An 18,328-nucleotide genomic window follows, 5' to 3' on the forward strand; every position below is an offset into this window, starting at 1 on the left:
CGCGCCCGCCCCGCGGGCGCGGCAGGCCGCGTCAGGCCGCGTCAGGCCGCGTCAGGCGGTGCCGGCGCCGATCCCGCCGGCCTCGGCGGCCGCCTGCACGTCCATCCAGCTGACCTCCCAGACGTGCCCGTCGGGGTCGCGGAAGCTCGTGCCGTACATCCAGCCGAAGTCCATGGCCGGGGCGTACTCGGAGCCGCCGTGCGCCAGCGCGCGGGCCGCGAGGTCGTCGCACTCCTCGCGGCTGGTGGCCGACAGGGCGTGCATCACCTCGGTCGTGCCCTCCGGCGCGGGGTCGGAGTGCAGGAACTCCCTCCACTTCGCCGGTGCGTGCAGCAGGGCGATGATGTTCTGCTCCAGGACCACGCACGTCGTCGTGTCGTCGGAGAACCGCGGGTCCAGGCCGAAGCCGAGCCCGGTGAAGAAGTCCTTGGACCTCTGCAGGTCGGCGACCGGGAGGTTGATGAAGACCATGCGCACGTCGGGCTCCTCGGGGGTCCGGCCCGCTGTCCGGGCCTGCTGCTCCTGGTGACCTCAGCGTGCCGCAGGACTCATCGGCCCGTCAGCCCTCCCGGCGCGCCGGCGCGGGGAGGGGCCGACGGACCGGCGAGGTCACAGCCCCGGGAACCACAGGCCGATCTCGCGGGCGGCCGACTCCTCGGAGTCGGAGCCGTGGACGAGGTTCTGCTGCACCTTCAGGCCCCAGTCGCGGCCCAGGTCGCCGCGGATGGTGCCGGGGGCCGCGGTCGTCGGGTCGGTCGTGCCGGCGAGGGCGCGGAAGCCCTCGATGACGCGGTGGCCCTCCGCGACGACGGCCAGCACCGGCCCGGACAGCATGAACTCCACGAGGGGCTCGTAGAACGGCTTGCCCTCGTGCTCGGCGTAGTGGCCGGCCAGGAGCTCGCGGTCGGCGGTGCGCAGCTGCACCGCCACCAGGGTGTAGCCCTTGGCCTCGATGCGCCGCAGCACCTCCCCGGAGAGGTTGCGCCGCACGCCGTCGGGCTTCACCAGGACGAGGGTCCGCTGCACGTTGGTCTCAGTCGCCACGTCGCGCACCCTAGCCGAGGCTGGTGCACCGGCCGTGACCAGCGGGTTCCCGTCCGGCGGCGCCCGGCGGCACACTGGCCGCGTGCACACCGAGCGGCGCTCCCGGCTGCCCGGCGCGCAGCTGTGGTCGCAGCCGGCGGGAGCCGCGCACGAGGGGCTGGTCCTGCCGGACGGCTGCGTCGACCTGCTGTGGCGCACGGGCCCGCACGGCGGGGAGCTCCTCGTCGCCGGCCCGGACACCACCGCGCACGCCGTGAGCACGCCCGCGGGCACGGCCTGGACCGGCCTGCGGCTGCCGCCCGGTGCGGCGCCGGCCCTGCTGGGCGTGCCCGCGAGCGCGCTGCGCGACGCCCGGGTCCCGCTGGCCGAGCTGTGGCCCGCGGCGCGGGTGCGCGTCCTCGGCGAGCGGGTCGCGGCCGCCGCCGACACCGGGCGGGCGCTGGAGGCGGTCCTCGCCGAGCGCGCGGCCGGGCTCGGCGCCGCGGCCGCCGACCCGCTGCCGCGCCGCGCCGCCGCCCTGCTGGGGCGCGGGCACCCCGTCGCCGACGTCGCCGACCGGCTCGGGGTGGGCGTGCGGCGCCTGCACCGGCTCAGCCTGGCGGCGTTCGGCTACGGCCCCAAGGTCCTCGCCCGCGTCCTGCGCCTGCAGGCCGCGCTGCGCGCCGCGCGCACCGGCCTGCCCGCCGCCGAGGTCGCCGCGCTCGCGGGCTACGCCGACCAGCAGCACCTGGCGCGGGAGGTGCGGGCGCTCACCGGGACGACGCTCACCCGCCTGCTGCGGGGCTGAGGGCGGCGAACAGGTCGACGGGGACGCCGTCGGGGTCGTGCACGACCGCGTAGCGCTGCCCCCAGACCGCGTCCCACGGCGGCAGTGGCCGTGCACCCCGGCCGCCAGCAGCTCCTCCCACAGCTCGTCGACGGCCCGCGGCTCGCCGCAGTCGACGGCCAGCGCGACGCGGTGGCCGCCGGTGGGCGCGCTCCAGCCGGGGTCGAAGGAGCGCACGACGTCCTCGGTGTCGAAGGCCAGGCGCAGCCCGCCGGCCAGCACCACCTCGACGTGGGCCTCGCCGTCGGCGGCGGCGGGCACCTGCAGACCGAGGCGGCGGTAGAAGGCCAGCGTGCGGGGCACGTCGGCGACGACGAGACCGACGAGGTCGACGCGGGGCGCCGGGCGCGCGCCGGGGCGGTGGGAGCGCTCATGCCGGTGACCGTAGGCCGCGGCGACGCCGCCGTCGTGGACGTTCCGGACGCCACCGGCCGGGGGGCCGGGGTGCGGCGCCGGGGCGCGCGGGGGACCATCGCCGACGGGCTTCGCGACCCGGAGCTCCGTCCAGCGCGTCAAGAGGAGCCGACATGTCAGCAGCAGGACCCGGGGGCACGGGCGGTGCCCGCAGCGCCGGAGGCGCCGACGAGGAGCAGCAGCACGCCACCACCAAGGTCGTCCTCATCTCCGTCGTCGCCGCCATCGGCGGGTTCCTCTTCGGCTTCGACACCTCCGTGATCAACGGCGCCGTGGACGCCGTCACCGACCAGTTCGCCCTCTCCGCGGCCCTGTCCGGCTTCGCGGTCTCCTGCGCGCTGCTCGGCGCCGCGGTGGGCGCCTGGTTCGCCGGCCGGCTCGCCGACCGCTTCGGCCGCAAGGCCGTCATGGTCATCGGCGGTGTGCTCTTCGCGATCAGCGCCGTGGGTTCCGGCTTCGCCTTCGCGGTGTGGGACCTCATCCTGTGGCGCGTGGTCGGCGGTCTCGGCGTCGGCGTCGCCTCCGTCATCGCGCCCACGTACATCGCCGAGGTGGCGCCCGCCTACATCCGCGGCCGCCTCGGCTCGCTGCAGCAGCTGGCCATCACGGTCGGCATCTTCGCCGCGCTGCTGTCGGACGCGTTCATCGCCAACACCGCCGGCGGTGCCGGTGAGACGACGTGGCTGGGCTGGGAGGCCTGGCGGTGGATGTTCGTCGTCGGCGTGATCCCGTCGCTGGTGTGGGCGTTCCTGGCCCTGCAGATCCCCGAGTCCCCGCGCTACCTCATCGCCAAGGGGCAGAACCACAAGGCCGGCGAGGTGCTGCGCTCGGTCCTGGGCAACCTCAGCGTGGAGGCGGTGCAGCGCAAGATCTCCGACATCCGCGCCTCGATGCGCCGCGAGGACGAGCCGAGCCTGCGCGACCTGCGCGGCCCGCGCTTCGGCCTGCTGCCGATCGTCTGGGTCGGCATCCTGCTCTCGGTCTTCCAGCAGGCCGTCGGCATCAACGTGATCTTCTACTACTCCACGACGCTGTGGCGCGCCGTCGGGTTCGAGGAGTCGCAGGCGCTGACGACCTCGGTCATCACCTCCGTCACCAACGTCGTCGTCACCTTCATCGCCATCGCCACCGTCGACCGCATCGGCCGCAAGCCGCTGCTGACCGCCGGCTCCATCGGGATGGTCGTCTCGCTGGCCGTCATGGCGATCTCGTTCTCGCAGGCCACCGGCTCCGGCGAGGACATCTCGCTGCCGCAGCCGTGGGGCACGATCGGCGTCATCGCCGCGAACCTGTACGTCATCTCCTTCGGCGCCACCTGGGGCCCGGTCGTCTGGGTCCTGCTGGGCGAGATGTTCCCCAACAAGATCCGCGCCGCGGGCCTGGCCGTCGCCGCGGCCGCGCAGTGGCTGGCGAACTTCGCGGTCTCGACGACGTTCCCGTCGCTGGCCGGCATCGGGCTGCAGTTCGCCTACGGCCTCTACGCCGTCATCGCGCTGCTGTCGCTGGTCTTCGTGCTCAAGGCCGTGCGCGAGACCAAGGGCCGCGAGCTGGAGGAGATGGACGACGACGCACCGGCCCGGGCCTGACGCCGCCACCCCGGCCCGTCGCGGCGACGGCTCCGGCGCGACGGGCCGGGGTGGGGAGGACCCCCGGACGAGGAGGAGGACCAGCACCCCTGCGCGGGGCGTCCGCTCCTCCTAACCTCGAACCATGATCACGAGCCCGCACCGCGACGACGAGCACCGCCCCCGCCGACCCCGGCAGCGGGTCCCGGAGCCCGGGACGCCGACCGCGACGGGCACGGCAGGGACGGCGGCGGCCGTGGCGGTGCGGGACCTGACGGTCCACCGCGGAGGCCGGCGCCGCGGCCGCGACGTCCTGCGGGAGGTCACCGCGCACTTCCCGCCCGGCACGTTCACCGCGGTCGTGGGGCCCTCCGGATCGGGCAAGAGCACGCTGCTGCACTGCGCGGCCGGCCTGGAGCGGCCCACCCGCGGGTCGGTCCGCTGGAGCGGCCGCGAGATCACCGGCCTGGGCGAGCGCCACCTGGCCCGCCTGCGCAGCGAGGAGGCCGGCTTCGTCTTCCAGGGCGGCGACCTGCTGCCCTCCCTCACCGTCGCCCAGAACGTGGAGCTGCCCGAGCGGCTGGCGGGGCGGCGCCCGAGCGCCGCGTCGGTCCGGGAGGCGCTGTCCCGGGTGGGGCTGGCCGACCTGGCGCACCGCCGCCCGGCCGAGCTGTCCGGCGGGCAGCAGCAGCGCGCAGCGGTCGCCCGGGCGCTGTTCACCCGGCCGCGCGTCGTCTTCGCCGACGAGCCGACGTCGGCCCTGGACCGGCACACGGCCGACGAGGTGCTGCGGCTGTTCCGCCGGGCGGTCTCCGAGGAGGGGCGCACCGTCGTCCTGGTGACCCACGACCCGGTGGCCGCGAGCACAGCGGACCGCGTCCTGCTGCTCGAGGGGGGCCGCCTGCGGGCCGAGCTGCACCACCCCAGCGCGGAGCAGGTCCTGGCCTGCACGGCCGGTGCCCGGGCCGCCGCGCAGGTGCACGCGCGAGCACGCCGGTGAGCACGCCGGTGAGCACGCCGGTGAGCACGCCGGTGAGCACGCCGGTGGACGCTGCGGACCGGGCGGCCGGACGCCCCCCGACACCCTGGTCCTCCTGGCCCAGGAGCTCGACGGGGCTCCTCGCGCCGCTCGGCTGCGGCACGGCCGTCGTCGCGGCCTGCGCGGGCCTGCTGGAGTCCGGCATCCGCGCACCGGTCCGCACCCACGGCGACGGCGGCCCCGGTGCGGACGGTGCGGCCCTGGTGGCGCTCGCCGCGTCCCTCGGCGGTTTCGCCGTCCTCATGGCCGTGCTCCTCGTGGCGGGCGCCGTCGGGACGTCGGTGCGCGCGCAGGGGCGCGAGCTGGCGCTGCTGCGCTGCGTGGCCGCCACCCCGCGGCGGATCCACCGCACGGTCCGCGCCCAGGTGCTGCAGTGCCTGCTCCTCGTCGCCGTCCCGGGCCTGCTGCTGGGGCGGGTGCTGGGCGCGGGGGCGCTGTCCCTGCTCACCGCCCACGGCGTCGCGCCGGCCGGCACGCCCTACCGCAGCGGCTGGCTCCCGCTCGTCGTCACCGGCGGCAGCGTGCTCGTGGTGGCCGTCGCAGCGGCGTGGTCGGCCACCCGCCCGCTGGTGCGCAGCTCGCCGGCAGCGCTCCTGGCCGCGGCCGGCACCGGGCGCAGGTGGGCCGGTCCCGGCCGCGTGGGCGCCGGCCTGGTGCTGCTGGCCGGTGGCGCCGCGCTGAGCACGGTGACCGCGACGGTCTTCCGGGGCGACCCGCTGGCCGCCGCCACCGCCGGACCGGCACCGATCGCCTGGGCCGGCGGGCTCGCCCTGCTGGGGCCGGCGGTGACGGCCGTGCTGACAGCGCCCGTGCGGCTGCTCGGACGGGGCCCGGGGGTGCTGGGCTCGGCCGTCGCCCGCACCACCGCCTCGTCCGTGGAGTCCGCCGCGATCGCCGTCCCGGTGCTGGTGGCCGTGGGGACCTCGCTGGGGACGCTGCTGCTGGGCTCGACCTCCTCGGCCCTGACCGGGGCGGACCCGGTGAACACCTGGGCCGGGTACCTGCTGGCCGCCCTCGTCGTCGGCTGCTCCACCCTGCACCTGGTGAACTCGCTGGCCGAGGCCGCCGCGCTGCGGCAGCGGCAGACAGCGCTGCTGCGGATCGTGGGGGCCGGACCCGGGTGGTTGCTGCGGGTGGACGCGGTGCACGCCACCGTCCTGGCGGCCTGCGGGGCGCTCGCGGGTCTCGCCGTCGCGGCGGCGGCGGTCGTGCCCTACCGGCTGGCCGTGACCGGGCGGGTCTCGGGCACGGGGTCCTGGGAGGTCGTCCTGGTGGTGCTGGGCGCGGCGGTGCTGCTGCCGGCGGTGCTCTCGACGGTGCCCACCCTGCTGTCGCTGCGGGAACCCGCGGTGCGCCGGCTCGCGCGGGCGCGCTGACGGACGGCGGCCCTCCCCCGCCCCGCGGTGCGCGGGGCGGGGGCGGGCCGCCGGGCCGACCCGTCGGGGTCAGGAGATCGGCGAGCCGCCGGTCACGCCGAGGACCTCGGCGGTGATGTAGCTGGACTCCTGGGAGGCGAAGAACACGAACGCCGGGGCCAGCTCGGCCGGCTGCCCGGCGCGGCCCAGCGGGGTGTCCTCGCCGAAGGTGCCGACCTGCTCCTCGGGCATCGTCGCCGGGATGAGGGGCGTCCAGATCGGGCCGGGGGCCACGGAGTTCACGCGGATCCCCTTCTCGGCCAGCATCTGCCCGAGGCCCTTGGTGAAGTTGACGATGCCGGCCTTGGTGGTGGCGTAGTCCAGCAGCGGCGGGGAGGGCTGGTAGGCCTGGATCGAGGAGGTGTTGATGATGCTCGCGCCGGGCTGCATGTGCGGGACCGCCTTCTTGCACAGCCAGAACATCGCGTAGAGGTTCGTCTTGAGCACGCGGTCGAACTGCTCGGTGGTGATGTCGGCGATGCCGCCGGGCTGCGCCATCTGGTAGGCCGCGTTGTTGACGAGCACGTCGATGCGCCCGAACTCCTCGACGGCGCGGTCGACGACCTGCTGGCAGGCCTCCTCCTCGCGCAGGTCGACGGGCACGGCGACGCCCTTGCGCCCGGCCTCCTGCACGTGCCGCAGCGTGGTCCGGGCGTCCTGCTCCTCGTCGGGCAGGTAGGCGATGAGCACGTCGGCGCCCTCGCGGGCGAAGGCGATGGCCACGGCGCGGCCGATGCCGGAGTCGCCGCCGGTGATGACCGCCTTCTTGCCCTCGAGGCGGCCGCTGCCGCGGTAGGACCGCTCGCCGTGGTCGGGCTCGTCGCCCATCTCACCGGTCCGGCCGGGGTGCGCGATCTGCTCGCCCTCCGCGTCGGGCTGGGCGTACTCCTGCTGCGGGTCCTGGGGTTCGGTCTGGTCCTGGGGCATGAGCTTCCTCCGTCGCAGATGGTCCTTCCCCCGCTCCCCTACCCAGCGGGTGCGGGCCCATGCGCGCGAGGTGCCGGCCGGGGGCGTCAGGAGCCCGCGGCCGGCAGGACGACGACGTGGGCGCGGACGGTGCCGGCGTCCGCGTCCGTCCACCCGCGCGAGGACGCGAACGCGAGCATCCCGGCGAAGGCGGTGTCCCACCCCTGCCCGGCGCCCTGCGCGTGGGCGCTCTCGCGCAGCCACCGCTCGCGCACGTGGACGTGCGCGCCGCCCAGGTCCCGGCCGGCGGCCACCAGGGTCCCGGCCGCACCGAGGGCGGCCCGCACGCCGGCGGCGTCGGCCCCGGCGGGCACGGCGACGTCGAAGGCCGTCAGCACCTCGTGCTCGAGGAGGACGAGGGGCTGCTCGCCGCCGGGGTCGACGAGGACGCGCACGGGCGCTGCCCTCAGCGCTCGCCGGCGAGGCGGCGGGCCACCTCGGCCTGCTCGCGCTCGATGCGGTTGCCGATGCGGACGGCGAAGAACCAGATGACGGCGAAGACCGCGCCGACGAGGAACATCATGGGCACCACGAACCCGCAGGCGACCATGACGGCCTGCAGGGCCCAGCCGAGGCCGTAGCCGGCGCGCGAGCGCAGCACCCCCGCGGCCAGCACGCACAGCAGGACCAGCACGCCGCCGACCACGAGGTAGGCGGTGTGCCGGTCCGCGCTGAGCCCGTAGGCGGCGAGGGTGGCGAAGAACACGACGAGGGCCTCGCTGACGAGCGTGGTCGCCGCGAGCATCCGCTTGGGGTTCCTCATGCGCCGATCCTCACCCCCGCCGGCCCGGGCGGGCCAGCAGGGTCCGCACGTCGCCGGCGAGCACCACCGAGCCGGCCACGAGGACACCGGCTCCGGAGCCGCCGAGGCCGCCGCCGACCCCGGAGTCGGACTCGGCGAGGTCGACCGCGGTGGTCAGCGCCTGGTCGAGGCGGTCGACGACGTGGACCCGGTCCTCGCCGAAGACGCCCTCGGCGATCTCGCCGAGCTCGGCGGCCTCCATCGAGCGCGGCGAGGAGGAGCGGGTGACGACGACCTCGGCCAGCACCGGCTCCAGGGCGGCCAGGACGCCGTCGACGTCCTTGTCCCCCGCGACCGCCACGACGCCGACGAGGCGGCTGAGGGTGAAGGCCTCGGCGATCGCCGCCGCCAGCGCCTGCGCGCCGGCGGGGTTGTGGGCGGAGTCGGCGATGATCGTCGGCGAGGTCCGCAGCACCTCCAGGCGGCCCGGGGAGGTGACGTCGGCGAACGCCGCCTCCACCAGCCCGGGCGGCAGCGTCCCGCCCGGCAGCGCGAGCAGGGCCTCGGCCGCCGCGAGCGCCGTGGCGGCGTTGTCGGCCTGGTGGGCGCCGTGCAGCGGCAGCAGGACGTCGGTGTAGAGCCCGCCGCGGGTGCGCAGCGAGACCAGCTGCCCGCCGACGGCGAGGGTGCGCTGCTCGACGCCGAAGTCGGCGCCCTCGCGCACGACGGTGACGCGCTCGGCGGCGGCCTTGGCCAGCAGGACCGCGGAGGCCTCCTCCTCCTGGCGGCCGAGGACGACGGTCGCGCCGTGCTTGACGATCCCCGCCTTCTGGGCGGCGATCTCCTCGATCGTGGAACCCAGCCACGTCTCGTGGTCCATCGAGACGGGGGTGATCACGGCGACGTCGGGCCGGACGACGTTCGTGGTGTCCCACGTGCCGCCCAGGCCGGTCTCGATCACCGCCACGTCGACGGGGGCGTCGGCGAAGGCGGCGAAGGCCATGAGGGTGAGCACCTCGAAGAAGCTCAGCCGCGGCTCGCCCCGCTCGGCTGCGCGCTCGTCGACGATCGCCACGACGGGTTCGACGTCGTCGTAGGCGCGCACGAACGCCGCCCGGGAGACCGGCTCGCCGTCGATCGCGATCCGCTCGGTGATTTCGGACAGGTGCGGGCTGGTGAACAGGCCGGTGCGCAGGTCGTGCTCGCGCACCAGCCGCTCCACCATCCGCGTCGTCGACGTCTTGCCGTTGGTGCCGGCGACGTGGACGACGCGGTAGGCCAGCTGCGGGTCGCCGAGCAGGGCGCACGCCTCGCGCACCCGCTCCAGCGTCGGGTGGATGCGGTGCTCGGGGTTGCGCTCCAGGACCGCGGCGACGACCTGCGCGTAGCGGGCGTCCTCCTCGTCCTGCGCCTCGGCGGCCGCGCCGGCCGTGCCCGCGCGGGCCGCGCCGTCCACCCGCGCCGGGGGCCGGCGGTCCTGCGGGACCCGCCCCCGGCGCAGGCCGTCGCTGCCGAAGCTGCCGGCGCGGGCCTGCTCCAGCTGCTCCTCGGAGCCGTGCAGCTCCTCGTCGTACTCCTCGCCGGGACCCTCGCTCACCGCTCCTCCGTCCTGGCCACCGCGATGCGGACCTCGTGACCCTCGACGCTCGCGACGAGGGTCGCCTGCTCCACCGGCAGCGCCTCGGCCGCCCCGGAGGAGCCGAACTGCTGGGCCAGCGTCTCCTCCACGACGAGGTTCTGGTGCGTCACCAGCGCCTCCCACACGGGCCCGTCGGCCGCGACCGTCAGCCGGATGCGGTCGGAGACGTGCAGCCCCGCCTCGCGCCGGGCCTGCTGGACCAGGCGGACCACGTCGCGGGCGATGCCCTCGGCGGTCAGCTCGGCCGTCACGGTGGTGTCCAGGACCGCGAAGCCGCCGCCCTCGAGCGCGGCCGTCGCCAGGCCGTCCGCACCGCCCTCGACGGCCGTCGCCAGCTCGTACTCGCCCTCGACGAGCTCGATGCCGCCGGCGACGACGGTGCCGTCGGGGCGTTCCTCCCAGTCCCCGGACTTGGAGGCCCTGATGGCCTGCTGCACCTGCTTGCCCAGGCGCGGGCCGGCCGCGCGGGCGTTGACGGTCAGCTTGGTCACCACGCCGTGCTCGACGGCCCGCTCGAGCGGGCCGAGGGCGACCTCGCGGACGTTGACCTCCTCGGCGATCAGCTGCGCGAACGGCTCCAGCTGCGCCGGGTCGGCCACGAGGACCTCCAGGCGCTGCAGCGGCAGGCGCACCCGCAGGCCGTTGGCCTTGCGCAGCGCCAGCGCCGCCGAGCAGGTCGCGCGGGCGGCGTCCATCGCGGCGACGAGCGCGTCGTCGGCGGGGGTGTCCACCGGGTCCGGCCAGTCGGTCAGGTGCACCGAGCGCCCGCCGGTGAGCGAGCGCCAGATCTCCTCGGCCACCAGCGGCAGCAGCGGGGCCAGCATCCGCGTGGTCGTCTCCAGCACCGTGTAGAGGGTGTCGAAGGCGTCGCGCGCGCGCTCGGACTCGCCGTTCCAGAACGCCGAGCGCGAGCGGCGCACGTACCAGTTGGTCAGCACGTCGAGGAACTGCCGCGAGCTCTCGCAGGCACCGGCGATGTCGTAGGCGTCCAGCTGCGCGGTCACCGCGGCGACGGTGTCGTGCAGCTTGGCCAGGACGTAGCGGTCCAGGACGTCGGGGGAACCGGTGCGCCAGCGCGGGACGTGGCTGGAGGTGCCGGAGTACAGCTGGAAGAACGAGAAGGTGTTCCACAGCGGCAGCAGCACCTGGCGCACCGAGTCGCGGATGCCCTGCTCGGTGACGACGAGGTTGCCGCCGCGCAGGACCGGCGAGCTCATGAGGAACCACCGCATGGCGTCGGAGCCGTCGCGGTCGAGGACCTCGGAGACGTCGGGGTAGTTGCGCAGCGACTTGCTCATCTTGCGGCCGTCGTCGCCGAGCAGGATCCCGTGCGAGACGCAGGTGCGGAACGCCGGCCGGTCGAACAGCGCCGTCGCGAGCACGTGCAGGGTGTAGAACCAGCCGCGCGTCTGCCCGATGTACTCGACGATGAAGTCGCCCGGGTAGTGGCTCTCGAACCAGTCGGCGTTCTCGAAGGGGTAGTGCACCTGCGCGAACGGCATCGAGCCGGACTCGAACCAGCAGTCCAGGACCTCCGGCACCCGGCGCATCGTCGAGCGCCCGGTCGGGTCGTCGGGGTTGGGGCGGGTGAGCTCGTCGACGTGCGGGCGGTGCAGGTCGGCCGGGCGCACCCCGAAGTCGCGCTCCAGCTCCTCCAGGGAACCGTAGACGTCCACGCGCGGGTACGCCGGGTCGTCGGAGACCCAGACCGGGATCGGGCTGCCCCAGTAGCGGTTGCGGCTGATCGACCAGTCGCGCGCACCCTCCAGCCACTTGCCGAACGAGCCGTCCTTGACGTGCTCGGGCACCCAGGTGATCTGCTGGTTCAGCTCGACCATGCGCTCGCGGATCGCCGTCACCTTGACGAACCAGCTGGAGACCGCGCGGTAGATGAGCGCGTTCCCGCAGCGCCAGCAGTGCGGGTAGGAGTGGTCGTAGGTCTCCAGCCGCAGCAGCAGCGCCCCGCTGGGCAGGCCGTCGCGCAGCGCCCGGCCGATCTCCTTGTTGGCGTCGAAGACGTGCTGGCCGGCGAAGTCGCGGACCTCCGCGGTGAAGGTGCCGTTGGCGGCGACCGGCACCACGGGGACGATCCCGGCGGCGTCGGTGACGGCCTTGTCGTCCTCGCCGAACGCTGGCGCGATGTGCACCAGGCCGGTGCCGGAGTCGGTCGTCACGTAGTCGGCGGCCAGCACCCGGTGGGCGTTCTCGCGGCCGGCGAAGTAGTCGAACGGCGGGACGTAGCGCCGGCCCAGCAGGTCGGCGCCGCGGTAGCGGGCCACCACGCGCTCGGCGGCGTCCTCGCCCAGCTCGCGGGCGTAGTGGCCCAGGCGCGCCTGCGCGAGCAGGAACCGACGGCCGGCGTGCTCGCCGGCCCCCTCGACGACGACGTAGTCGAGGTCGGGGTGGACGGCCATCGCGAGGTTGCTGGGCAGCGTCCACGGGGTCGTCGTCCAGATGAGCGCCAGGACGCCGTCGAGGGGGTCGTCGCCCCCCTCGCCCAGCAGGCGGAAGCCCACCGTCACGGCCGGGTCCTGCCGGTTGCGGTAGACGTCGTCCAGGCGCGTCTCGGAGTTGCTCAGCGGCGTCTCGCAGCGCCAGCAGTACGCGAGCACGCGGAAGCCCTCGTAGACCAGGCCCTTGTCCCACAGCGTCTTGAAGGCCCACATCACCGACTCCATGTAGTCGGTGTCGAGGGTCTTGTAGTCGTGCTCGAAGTCGACCCAGCGCGCCTGCCGGGTGACGTACTCCTCCCACTCGCGGGTGTACTTCAGCACCGAGGTGCGGCAGACGTCGTTGAACCGGGCGATGCCCATCTGCTCGATCTCGGACTTGTGCTTGATGCCCAGCTGGCGCTCGGCCTCCACCTCGGCGGGCAGGCCGTGGGTGTCCCAGCCGAAGCGGCGCTCCACCTGGTGCCCGCGCATCGTCTTGTAGCGCGGCACGACGTCCTTGACGTAGCCGGTGAGCAGGTGGCCGTAGTGCGGCAGGCCGTTGGCGAACGGCGGGCCGTCGTAGAAGACGAACTCCCCGGCCGCCGAGCCCTTCCGGGCGTCCACGCTGGCGCGGAAGGTGTCGTCGGCCGCCCAGGAGCCGAGGACGCGCTGCTCGATCTCGGGGAAGCGCGGGGTGCTGGTGACCTCGCCGGTGGTCTCACCGGGGTCGGTGGTCTGCGTCTGCGCGACGTCCTCGGACAACACGTCTCCTCGACTGAAGTGCTCCAGCCGCGAGGACGACTCCCGCCGGGGCCGGCGGTGCCGCGGTACCACCCCGCTTGCCGCCGACGCCCCCTCCCGCGGGAGGGACCGACGACGACCGCTCGTCGTCCGGCTGTCACGGGCCGGACCCGTCCGGGTCTAGTGAGGTGCGCCCGCCAGGGCGGGGCCGCACCCGTTCTTCCGGAGGCTCACCGGTGATGGCCGGATCGACGCCTGTACGCCCATCCTAACCGCGCAGCGCGCCCGGGTCTTCCCCGTCCGCCCGCGATGTCACCGAGCGGGCCGGCCTGCTCACGCTGCGCAGGGGTGCGTGTGACCCATGCTCACGCAGAGCGTTCGCTTGAGAGCTCAAGGGGGGAAGGATGACGCTGCGTTACCCCTAGCGGCTCAACGGAGCCAGCGGTGGAGCACTCGGCTACCTAACGTCACTTCTCGAGCCGCTCCCCACCCCGCTCCGCCCGACCGCCCAGGAGGCAGCCCGATGGCCGTCCAAGAACTCGCCCCGCTCCTCGTCCCGCCGGCTCCGCGAGTCGTCGAGGGCACCGTGCTCCCGCGCCTGGAGGTGCCCCAGCAGCGCCAGAGCCTGGTCGAGCGCATCGCCGACGGCGCCGTCAGCGCGCGCCGCGCCATCGAGGTGACGATCCACCGCCTGCGCTACCGGCCCGCCACCCGCCGCACCGCCCGCATGGCCGTCCTCATCCCGGCGCACAACGAGCAGGACGACATCGAGGCGTGCCTGGCCTCGGTGCTGGCCCAGACCCGCACCCCCGACCTGGTCGTGGTCATCGCCGACAACTGCACCGACGACACCGTCGCCCTGGCCCGCCGCTTCCGCGGGGTGAAGGTGCTGGAGACCTCCGGCAACACCGACGCCAAGGTGGGCGCGCTGGCCGCCGGGTACGCGGAGTTCGTCGCCGGCGGCGCCTTCGACGTCATGGTGAGCATGGACGCCGACGTCGCCCTGGAGGAGACCTGCCTGGCCGACCTGGAGGCCGAGCTGCTGAAGACCCCCAGCGCCGCCGCCGTCTCCGCCAAGTACCACTTCGCCGAGGGCTCCGGCGGCTGGTTCAACCGCCAGCTCGTGCGGGCCCAGAAGCTGGACTTCACCCAGTTCCAGATGCGCGCCAACGAGCGCGGCCGGCGCACCACGATCGTCGGCGGCCAGTGCTCGGCCTTCCGCTTCGGCGCGATCGACGAGGTCGTGCGCACCCACCGCCGCCCGGCGCCGTGGACCAACGAGACGGCCACCGAGGACGCCCAGCTCGGCCTGGAGCTGCAGGAGCTGGGGTGGACGACCGTCATGTCCACCACCGCCCGCGCCCAGGTGGGCGCCATGCCCACCCTGCGCGCCCTGTCCGGCCAGCGCTCCAAGTGGAACGCCGGCCTCATCGCCCTCATGACCTCCATGCCGCTGTCCAAGCGCACGCTGCCCTTCTGGCTGCAGCACATCGGCCTGGGCCTGAACATGTTGATGCGCCTGGCCTTCGTGGCCCTGCTCGCCGCCTCCGCCTCGGTCTCCCAGTTCGTCTGGTCCTGGTGGTGGCTGACCCCGACGGTGCTCGCGGCGCTCTACCAGCTGAAGATGGCGCACCTGTCGCCGCGGCGGACCACCGCCGACTACGTCTTCGCGGCGCTGTGGCTGCCCGGCGAGGCGTGGCTGTGGTTCTCCGGCTGGAACACCACCAAGGCCTGGGTGACCCACCTGCTCGGCCGCCAGCGCGACCTGTGGGCGGCCCAGGCGGCGGCGGAGCGCGGGGTCAAGGCCGGCAACGGCTCCGGCGCCCTCATGGGCACCCTGCTCGGCGCCGTGGTGCTCTCCAGCGTCGGCGCCTGGTACTGGCTCACCCAGGCCAGCGTGGAGTTCCAGCGCCTGGTCCTCACGGTCGGCTGGCGCTCGCTGGCCGTCCTGACGATCGCGGCCAGCCTGCTGCTCGTGGTGAAGCTGCTGCGCCCCACCCGCGGCCTGACCGCCTGACCGCCTGACCGCCTGACCCCGACCGCCGCCGCCGGCGGTCGCCCCGGAGCCCCACCGGGCGCGTGCGCGCGCCCGGTGGGGCTCTCGTCGTCGGGCGGGCACCGCAGGCACCCCGGCAGCCCGGCCCGACCGGATTACCTGTGACCGCCGGTACCGCTAACCGGCCCCCGGCGCGTACGGTGGGTGCCTCCAGCACCAGTGACGAGGAGGTCCCGTGGTCCACACCCCGCAGCCCGGGCGGAGCGTCGTCTTCGCCGACGGCGTGCGCACGCCGTTCGGCAAGGCCCGGCCCGACGGCCTGTACGCGCAGACCCGCGCCGACGACCTCGTCGTGGCGTGCCTGCGCGAGCTCCTGCGCCGCAACCCCGCCCTGCCGCCCGAGCGCGTGGAGGAGGTCGCGATCGCCGCCGCCACCCAGAGCGGCGACCAGGGCCTGGTGCTGGGCCGCAGCACCGCGCTGCTGGCCGGGCTGCCGGTCACCACCCCCGGCTACGCGATCGACCGCTGGTGCGCCGGGGCCATGACGGCCGTCACCACGACCGCCGCCTCCATCGCCGTCGGCGCGCTCGACGTCGCCCTCGCCGGCGGGGTCGAGCACATGGGTCACCACCCGCTGGGGGCCGGGATGGACCCCAACCCCCGCTTCCTCACCGAGCGCATCGTCTCCCCCGACGCCCTCGACATGGGCAGGACCGCCGAGGCGCTGCACGACCGCTTCCCGCAGCTGACCAAGGAGCGCGCGGACGCCTACGCCGCGGCCAGCCAGCAGAAGTTCGCCGAGGCGGTGGCCAGCGGCCAGGTCGGCGCCGACCTCGTGCCCGTCGCCGTCGCCAGCCCCACCGCCGGCTGGGGCCTGGCGAGCGCCGACGAGCTGGCCCGCCCGGAGACCACCGTGGAGGGGCTGGCGGACCTGCGCACCCCCTTCCGCCCGCACGGGCGGGTGACGGCCGGCAACGCCTCCCCGCTGACCGACGGCGCGACCGCCTGCCTGGTCACCGCCGAGGAGACCGCCGCCGAGCTCGGCCTGGCGCCGCGGATGCGCCTGGTCTCCTTCGCCTACGCCGGCGTGCAGCCGGAGGTCATGGGCCTGGGCCCGATCCCCTCCACCGAGAAGGCGCTGGCCAAGGCGGGCCTGGGCATCGACGACATCGGCCTGTTCGAGCTCAACGAGGCCTTCGCCGTGCAGGTGCTCAGCTTCCTGGACCACTTCGGCATCCCCGACGACGACGAGCGCGTCAACCCCTACGGCGGCGCCATCGCCATCGGCCACCCGCTGGCCGCCTCCGGCGTGCGGCTGATGACCCAGCTGGCCCGCCAGTTCACCGAGCACCCGGAGGTCCGCTACGGCGTCACCGCCCTGTGCGTGGGCCTAGGGCAGGGCGGCACCGTCGTCTGGGAGAACACCGCGTGGGAGGGGGACCGCTGATGCCCGTGCACGTGCGCACCCTGGACCTGCCCGGCCCCGCCGGCGCCCCCGCCGGGCGGATGGCGCTGCTGACGCTCGACTCCGGCGACCCCCGCCGGCCGTTCACGCTGGGCCCGCAGACCCTGCCCGAGCTGGGCGCCGCGATCGAGCGGGCCGAGCGCCTCGTCCTCGACGAGGGGCTGGTGGCGATCGGGGTGACCGGCGCGGGCGGCGTCTTCTGCGCCGGCGCCGACCTCAAGGCCGTCGCGCAGACCCCCTCGCGCGAGGAGGCCGCGGCCACCGGCGCCCTCGGGCACGCGGTGCTGGGCCGCCTGGCCACCACCACGGTGCCGACGTTCGCCTACGTGGGCGGCCTGGCCCTCGGCGGCGGCCTGGAGACCGCGCTGCACTGCTCCTACCGCACCGTCTCCACCGCGGCGCGCGGCCTCGGGCTGCCGGAGGCGCACCTGGGGCTCGTCCCCGGCTGGGGCGGCACCTGGCTGCTGCCGCGGATCGCCGGTCCCGACGTCGCCGTGCAGGTGGCGGTCGAGAACGCGCTGGCCGGCGGCAAGACGCTCACCGGTCCGCAGGCCGCCCGGCTCGGCATCGCCGACGCCGCCTTCGAGCCCGCCGACTTCCTGGTGCAGTCGCTGCGCTGGACCGCCTCCGTGCTGGCCGGCGAGACCGTCGTCGAGCGCCCCGCCCTCGCCGACGAGGCGAGCTGGGCGGCGGCGGTCGCGCGCGGGCGGGCCGTGGCCGACGCCCGCGTGCACGGCGCGGCGCCCGCGCCCTACCGCACGCTGGACCTGCTCGCCGCCGCCCGCACCGCCGGGCGCGAGGAGCACTTCGCCGCCGAGGACGCGGCCCTCGGCGACCTGCTCGTCTCCGGCGAGCTGCGCGCCGGGCTGTACGCCTTCGACCTCGTGCAGCGCTACGCCAAGGCGCCCGCCGGTGCGCCCGCGCCGGAGCTGGCCCGGGAGGTGACCTGCGTCGGCGTCGTCGGCGCCGGGCGCATGGCCTCCCAGCTGGCGCTGCTGCTTCTGCACCGGCTGAAGGTCCCCGTCGTGCTCACCGACGTCGACCAGGCCCGGGTGGACGAGGGCGTGGGCTTCGTGCGCTCCGGCGTCGACGAGCTGCTGAGCAAGGGGCGCATCGACCCCGACACCGCCAACCGGCTGAAGGCGTCGGTGTCGGGGTCGGTGGACAAGGCGGCGCTGGCCGGGGCCGACTTCGTCGTCGAGGCGGTGTTCGAGGACCTGGCGGTCAAGCAGGACGTGCTGCGCGAGCTGGAACCCCTCGTGCGCCCGGACGCCGTGCTCGCGACGAACACCAGCTCGCTGCCGGTGACCGCGATGGCCTCGGTGCTGGAGCACCCCGAGCGGTTCGTGGGCTTCCACTTCTTCAACCCCGTCGCGGTGCTGCCGCTGGTGGAGGTCGTGCGGACGCCCTCCACCGACGACGCCGCGCTGGCGACGGCGTTCGCCGTCGGCCGGTCGCTGGGCAAGACGTGCGTGCTGGTGCGCGACGCGCCGGCGTTCGTGGTGAACCGGATCTCCACGCGCATGTTCGACGAGGTGGTGCGCGCCCTGGACGCGGGCACCCCGCTGCTGGAGGTCGAGCGCTCCCTGGACGAGCTGGGCCTGCCGATGACGCCGTTCCGGCTGGCCTCGTTCGTGGGCCCGGCGGTCATGCTGCACGTGCACGAGACGCTCGCGGCGGCCTTCCCCGACCGCTACCGGGTCTCGGACAACCTGCGCCGCTGGGTGGAGGCGGGCGGCCCGGACCTGGTGACGCGCAAGGGCCCCGTCGAGGAGACCGGCGCGGCCGAGGGCCTGTTCACCACCGGCTCGCAACCCCTCACCGGTCCCGAGGTGCTGGCCCGGGTGCAGGACGCGCTGGCCGACGAGGTGCGCCGCGTCCTGGACGACGGCGTCGTGGCCGGGCCGCAGGACGTGGACGTCTGCCTGGTCCTGGGCACCGGGCACCCGCTGTTCACCGGCGGCATCACCCCGTACCTGGACCGCGTCGGCGCCTCCGAGCGGGTGACCGGCCGCCGCTTCCACCCCGCCGGCTGAGGCCCGCT

Annotated in this window: 14 protein-coding genes and 1 pseudogene; 7 read left to right on the forward strand and 8 right to left on the reverse strand. The window is 75.3% G+C overall.

Features of this window, described 5'->3' with window-relative positions; genetic code table 11:
• Window positions 1-51: 51 nt before the first annotated feature.
• The gene (locus tag ACRYM2_RS14850) at window positions 52-477 is read right to left on the reverse strand and encodes a VOC family protein (protein ID WP_432523174.1); all 426 of its coding nucleotides are present in this window, start codon (window positions 475-477) and stop codon (window positions 52-54) included.
• 132 nt (window positions 478-609) lie between these two features.
• Window positions 610-1,044 carry a nucleoside-diphosphate kinase gene (gene ndk, locus ACRYM2_RS14855; RefSeq protein WP_432523175.1) on the reverse strand — a complete coding sequence of 145 codons (435 nt, stop codon included), beginning with the start codon at window positions 1,042-1,044 and terminating at the stop codon, window positions 610-612.
• Between the two features lie 82 nt (window positions 1,045-1,126).
• On the opposite strand from ndk, the gene ACRYM2_RS14860 reads away from it, so the two are divergent.
• Window positions 1,127-1,831 carry a helix-turn-helix transcriptional regulator gene (locus tag ACRYM2_RS14860; protein ID WP_432523176.1) on the forward strand — a complete coding sequence of 235 codons (705 nt, stop codon included), beginning with the start codon at window positions 1,127-1,129 and terminating at the stop codon, window positions 1,829-1,831.
• Here ACRYM2_RS14860 and ACRYM2_RS14865 read toward each other — a convergent pair.
• Window positions 1,809-2,173, reverse strand: a pseudogene (locus tag ACRYM2_RS14865) (VOC family protein). The gene ACRYM2_RS14860 and the pseudogene ACRYM2_RS14865 sit on opposite strands and share 23 nt — an antisense overlap.
• A 224-nt stretch (window positions 2,174-2,397) precedes the next feature.
• Here ACRYM2_RS14865 and ACRYM2_RS14870 point away from each other — a divergent pair.
• The 3 genes from ACRYM2_RS14870 to ACRYM2_RS14880 all read left to right on the forward strand — a co-directional run bounded on the left by ACRYM2_RS14870 (window position 2,398) and on the right by ACRYM2_RS14880 (window position 6,264).
• Window positions 2,398-3,870 carry a sugar porter family MFS transporter gene (locus ACRYM2_RS14870; protein WP_432523177.1) on the forward strand — a complete coding sequence of 491 codons (1,473 nt, stop codon included), beginning with the start codon at window positions 2,398-2,400 and terminating at the stop codon, window positions 3,868-3,870.
• 124 nt (window positions 3,871-3,994) lie between these two features.
• Entirely contained in the window at window positions 3,995-4,849 is an 855-nt protein-coding gene (locus ACRYM2_RS14875) for an ABC transporter ATP-binding protein (protein ID WP_432523178.1), read from the forward strand.
• Entirely contained in the window at window positions 4,846-6,264 is a 1,419-nt protein-coding gene (locus ACRYM2_RS14880; protein WP_432523179.1) for an FtsX-like permease family protein, read from the forward strand. Before ACRYM2_RS14875 ends, ACRYM2_RS14880 begins: the two co-directional genes overlap by 4 nt.
• 69 nt (window positions 6,265-6,333) lie before the next feature.
• On the opposite strand, the gene ACRYM2_RS14885 is transcribed toward ACRYM2_RS14880, so the two are convergent.
• From ACRYM2_RS14885 to ileS, 5 genes are all read right to left on the reverse strand, one after another.
• Window positions 6,334-7,230 carry an SDR family oxidoreductase gene (locus ACRYM2_RS14885; RefSeq protein WP_432523180.1) on the reverse strand — a complete coding sequence of 299 codons (897 nt, stop codon included), beginning with the start codon at window positions 7,228-7,230 and terminating at the stop codon, window positions 6,334-6,336.
• Between the two features lie 86 nt (window positions 7,231-7,316).
• A complete protein-coding gene (locus tag ACRYM2_RS14890) occupies window positions 7,317-7,664 on the reverse strand; it encodes a hypothetical protein (protein ID WP_432523181.1) in 348 nt (115 codons plus the stop codon).
• An 11-nt stretch (window positions 7,665-7,675) separates the two neighbouring features.
• Window positions 7,676-8,032 (reverse strand): DUF4233 domain-containing protein, encoded by a 357-nt coding sequence (locus tag ACRYM2_RS14895; protein WP_432523182.1) that lies wholly within the window; start codon window positions 8,030-8,032, stop codon window positions 7,676-7,678.
• A 10-nt stretch (window positions 8,033-8,042) separates the two neighbouring features.
• Window positions 8,043-9,608, reverse strand: coding sequence for a bifunctional folylpolyglutamate synthase/dihydrofolate synthase (locus ACRYM2_RS14900; RefSeq protein ID WP_432523183.1), 1,566 nt, complete (start codon window positions 9,606-9,608; stop codon window positions 8,043-8,045).
• Window positions 9,605-12,847, reverse strand: a complete 3,243-nt coding sequence (gene ileS, locus ACRYM2_RS14905) for an isoleucine--tRNA ligase (RefSeq protein ID WP_432523184.1) — start codon at window positions 12,845-12,847, stop codon at window positions 9,605-9,607. The genes ACRYM2_RS14900 and ileS overlap by 4 nt, the downstream gene beginning before the upstream one ends.
• A 499-nt stretch (window positions 12,848-13,346) precedes the next feature.
• Between ileS and ACRYM2_RS14910 the strand changes: the two genes are divergently transcribed.
• From ACRYM2_RS14910 to ACRYM2_RS14920, 3 genes are all read left to right on the forward strand, one after another.
• The gene (locus ACRYM2_RS14910) at window positions 13,347-14,840 is read left to right on the forward strand and encodes a glycosyltransferase family 2 protein (RefSeq protein WP_432523185.1); all 1,494 of its coding nucleotides are present in this window, start codon (window positions 13,347-13,349) and stop codon (window positions 14,838-14,840) included.
• Between the two features lie 214 nt (window positions 14,841-15,054).
• Entirely contained in the window at window positions 15,055-16,266 is a 1,212-nt protein-coding gene (locus tag ACRYM2_RS14915; RefSeq protein WP_432523186.1) for a thiolase family protein, read from the forward strand.
• Window positions 16,266-18,320 (forward strand): 3-hydroxyacyl-CoA dehydrogenase NAD-binding domain-containing protein, encoded by a 2,055-nt coding sequence (locus ACRYM2_RS14920; protein WP_432523187.1) that lies wholly within the window; start codon window positions 16,266-16,268, stop codon window positions 18,318-18,320. Before ACRYM2_RS14915 ends, ACRYM2_RS14920 begins: the two co-directional genes overlap by 1 nt.
• The last annotated feature ends 8 nt before the right edge of the window (window positions 18,321-18,328 follow it).

The sequence above is a fragment of the Kineococcus aridisoli genome, assembly GCF_050871885.1.
Classification (GTDB): Bacteria; Actinomycetota; Actinomycetes; order Actinomycetales; family Kineococcaceae; genus Kineococcus.

Excerpts from the sequence above, each read along its gene's own strand:
- ACRYM2_RS14870 (WP_432523177.1), top strand. The coding sequence starts at position 2,398 with ATGTCAGCAGCAGGACCCGGGGGCACGGGCGGTGCCCGCAGCGCCGGA.
- ACRYM2_RS14875 (WP_432523178.1), top strand. The coding sequence starts at position 3,995 with ATGATCACGAGCCCGCACCGCGACGACGAGCACCGCCCCCGCCGACCC.
- ACRYM2_RS14885 (WP_432523180.1), bottom strand. The coding sequence starts at position 7,230 with ATGCCCCAGGACCAGACCGAACCCCAGGACCCGCAGCAGGAGTACGCC.
- ACRYM2_RS14895 (WP_432523182.1), bottom strand. The coding sequence starts at position 8,032 with ATGAGGAACCCCAAGCGGATGCTCGCGGCGACCACGCTCGTCAGCGAG.
- ACRYM2_RS14910 (WP_432523185.1), top strand. The coding sequence starts at position 13,347 with ATGGCCGTCCAAGAACTCGCCCCGCTCCTCGTCCCGCCGGCTCCGCGA.
- ACRYM2_RS14920 (WP_432523187.1), top strand. The coding sequence starts at position 16,266 with ATGCCCGTGCACGTGCGCACCCTGGACCTGCCCGGCCCCGCCGGCGCC.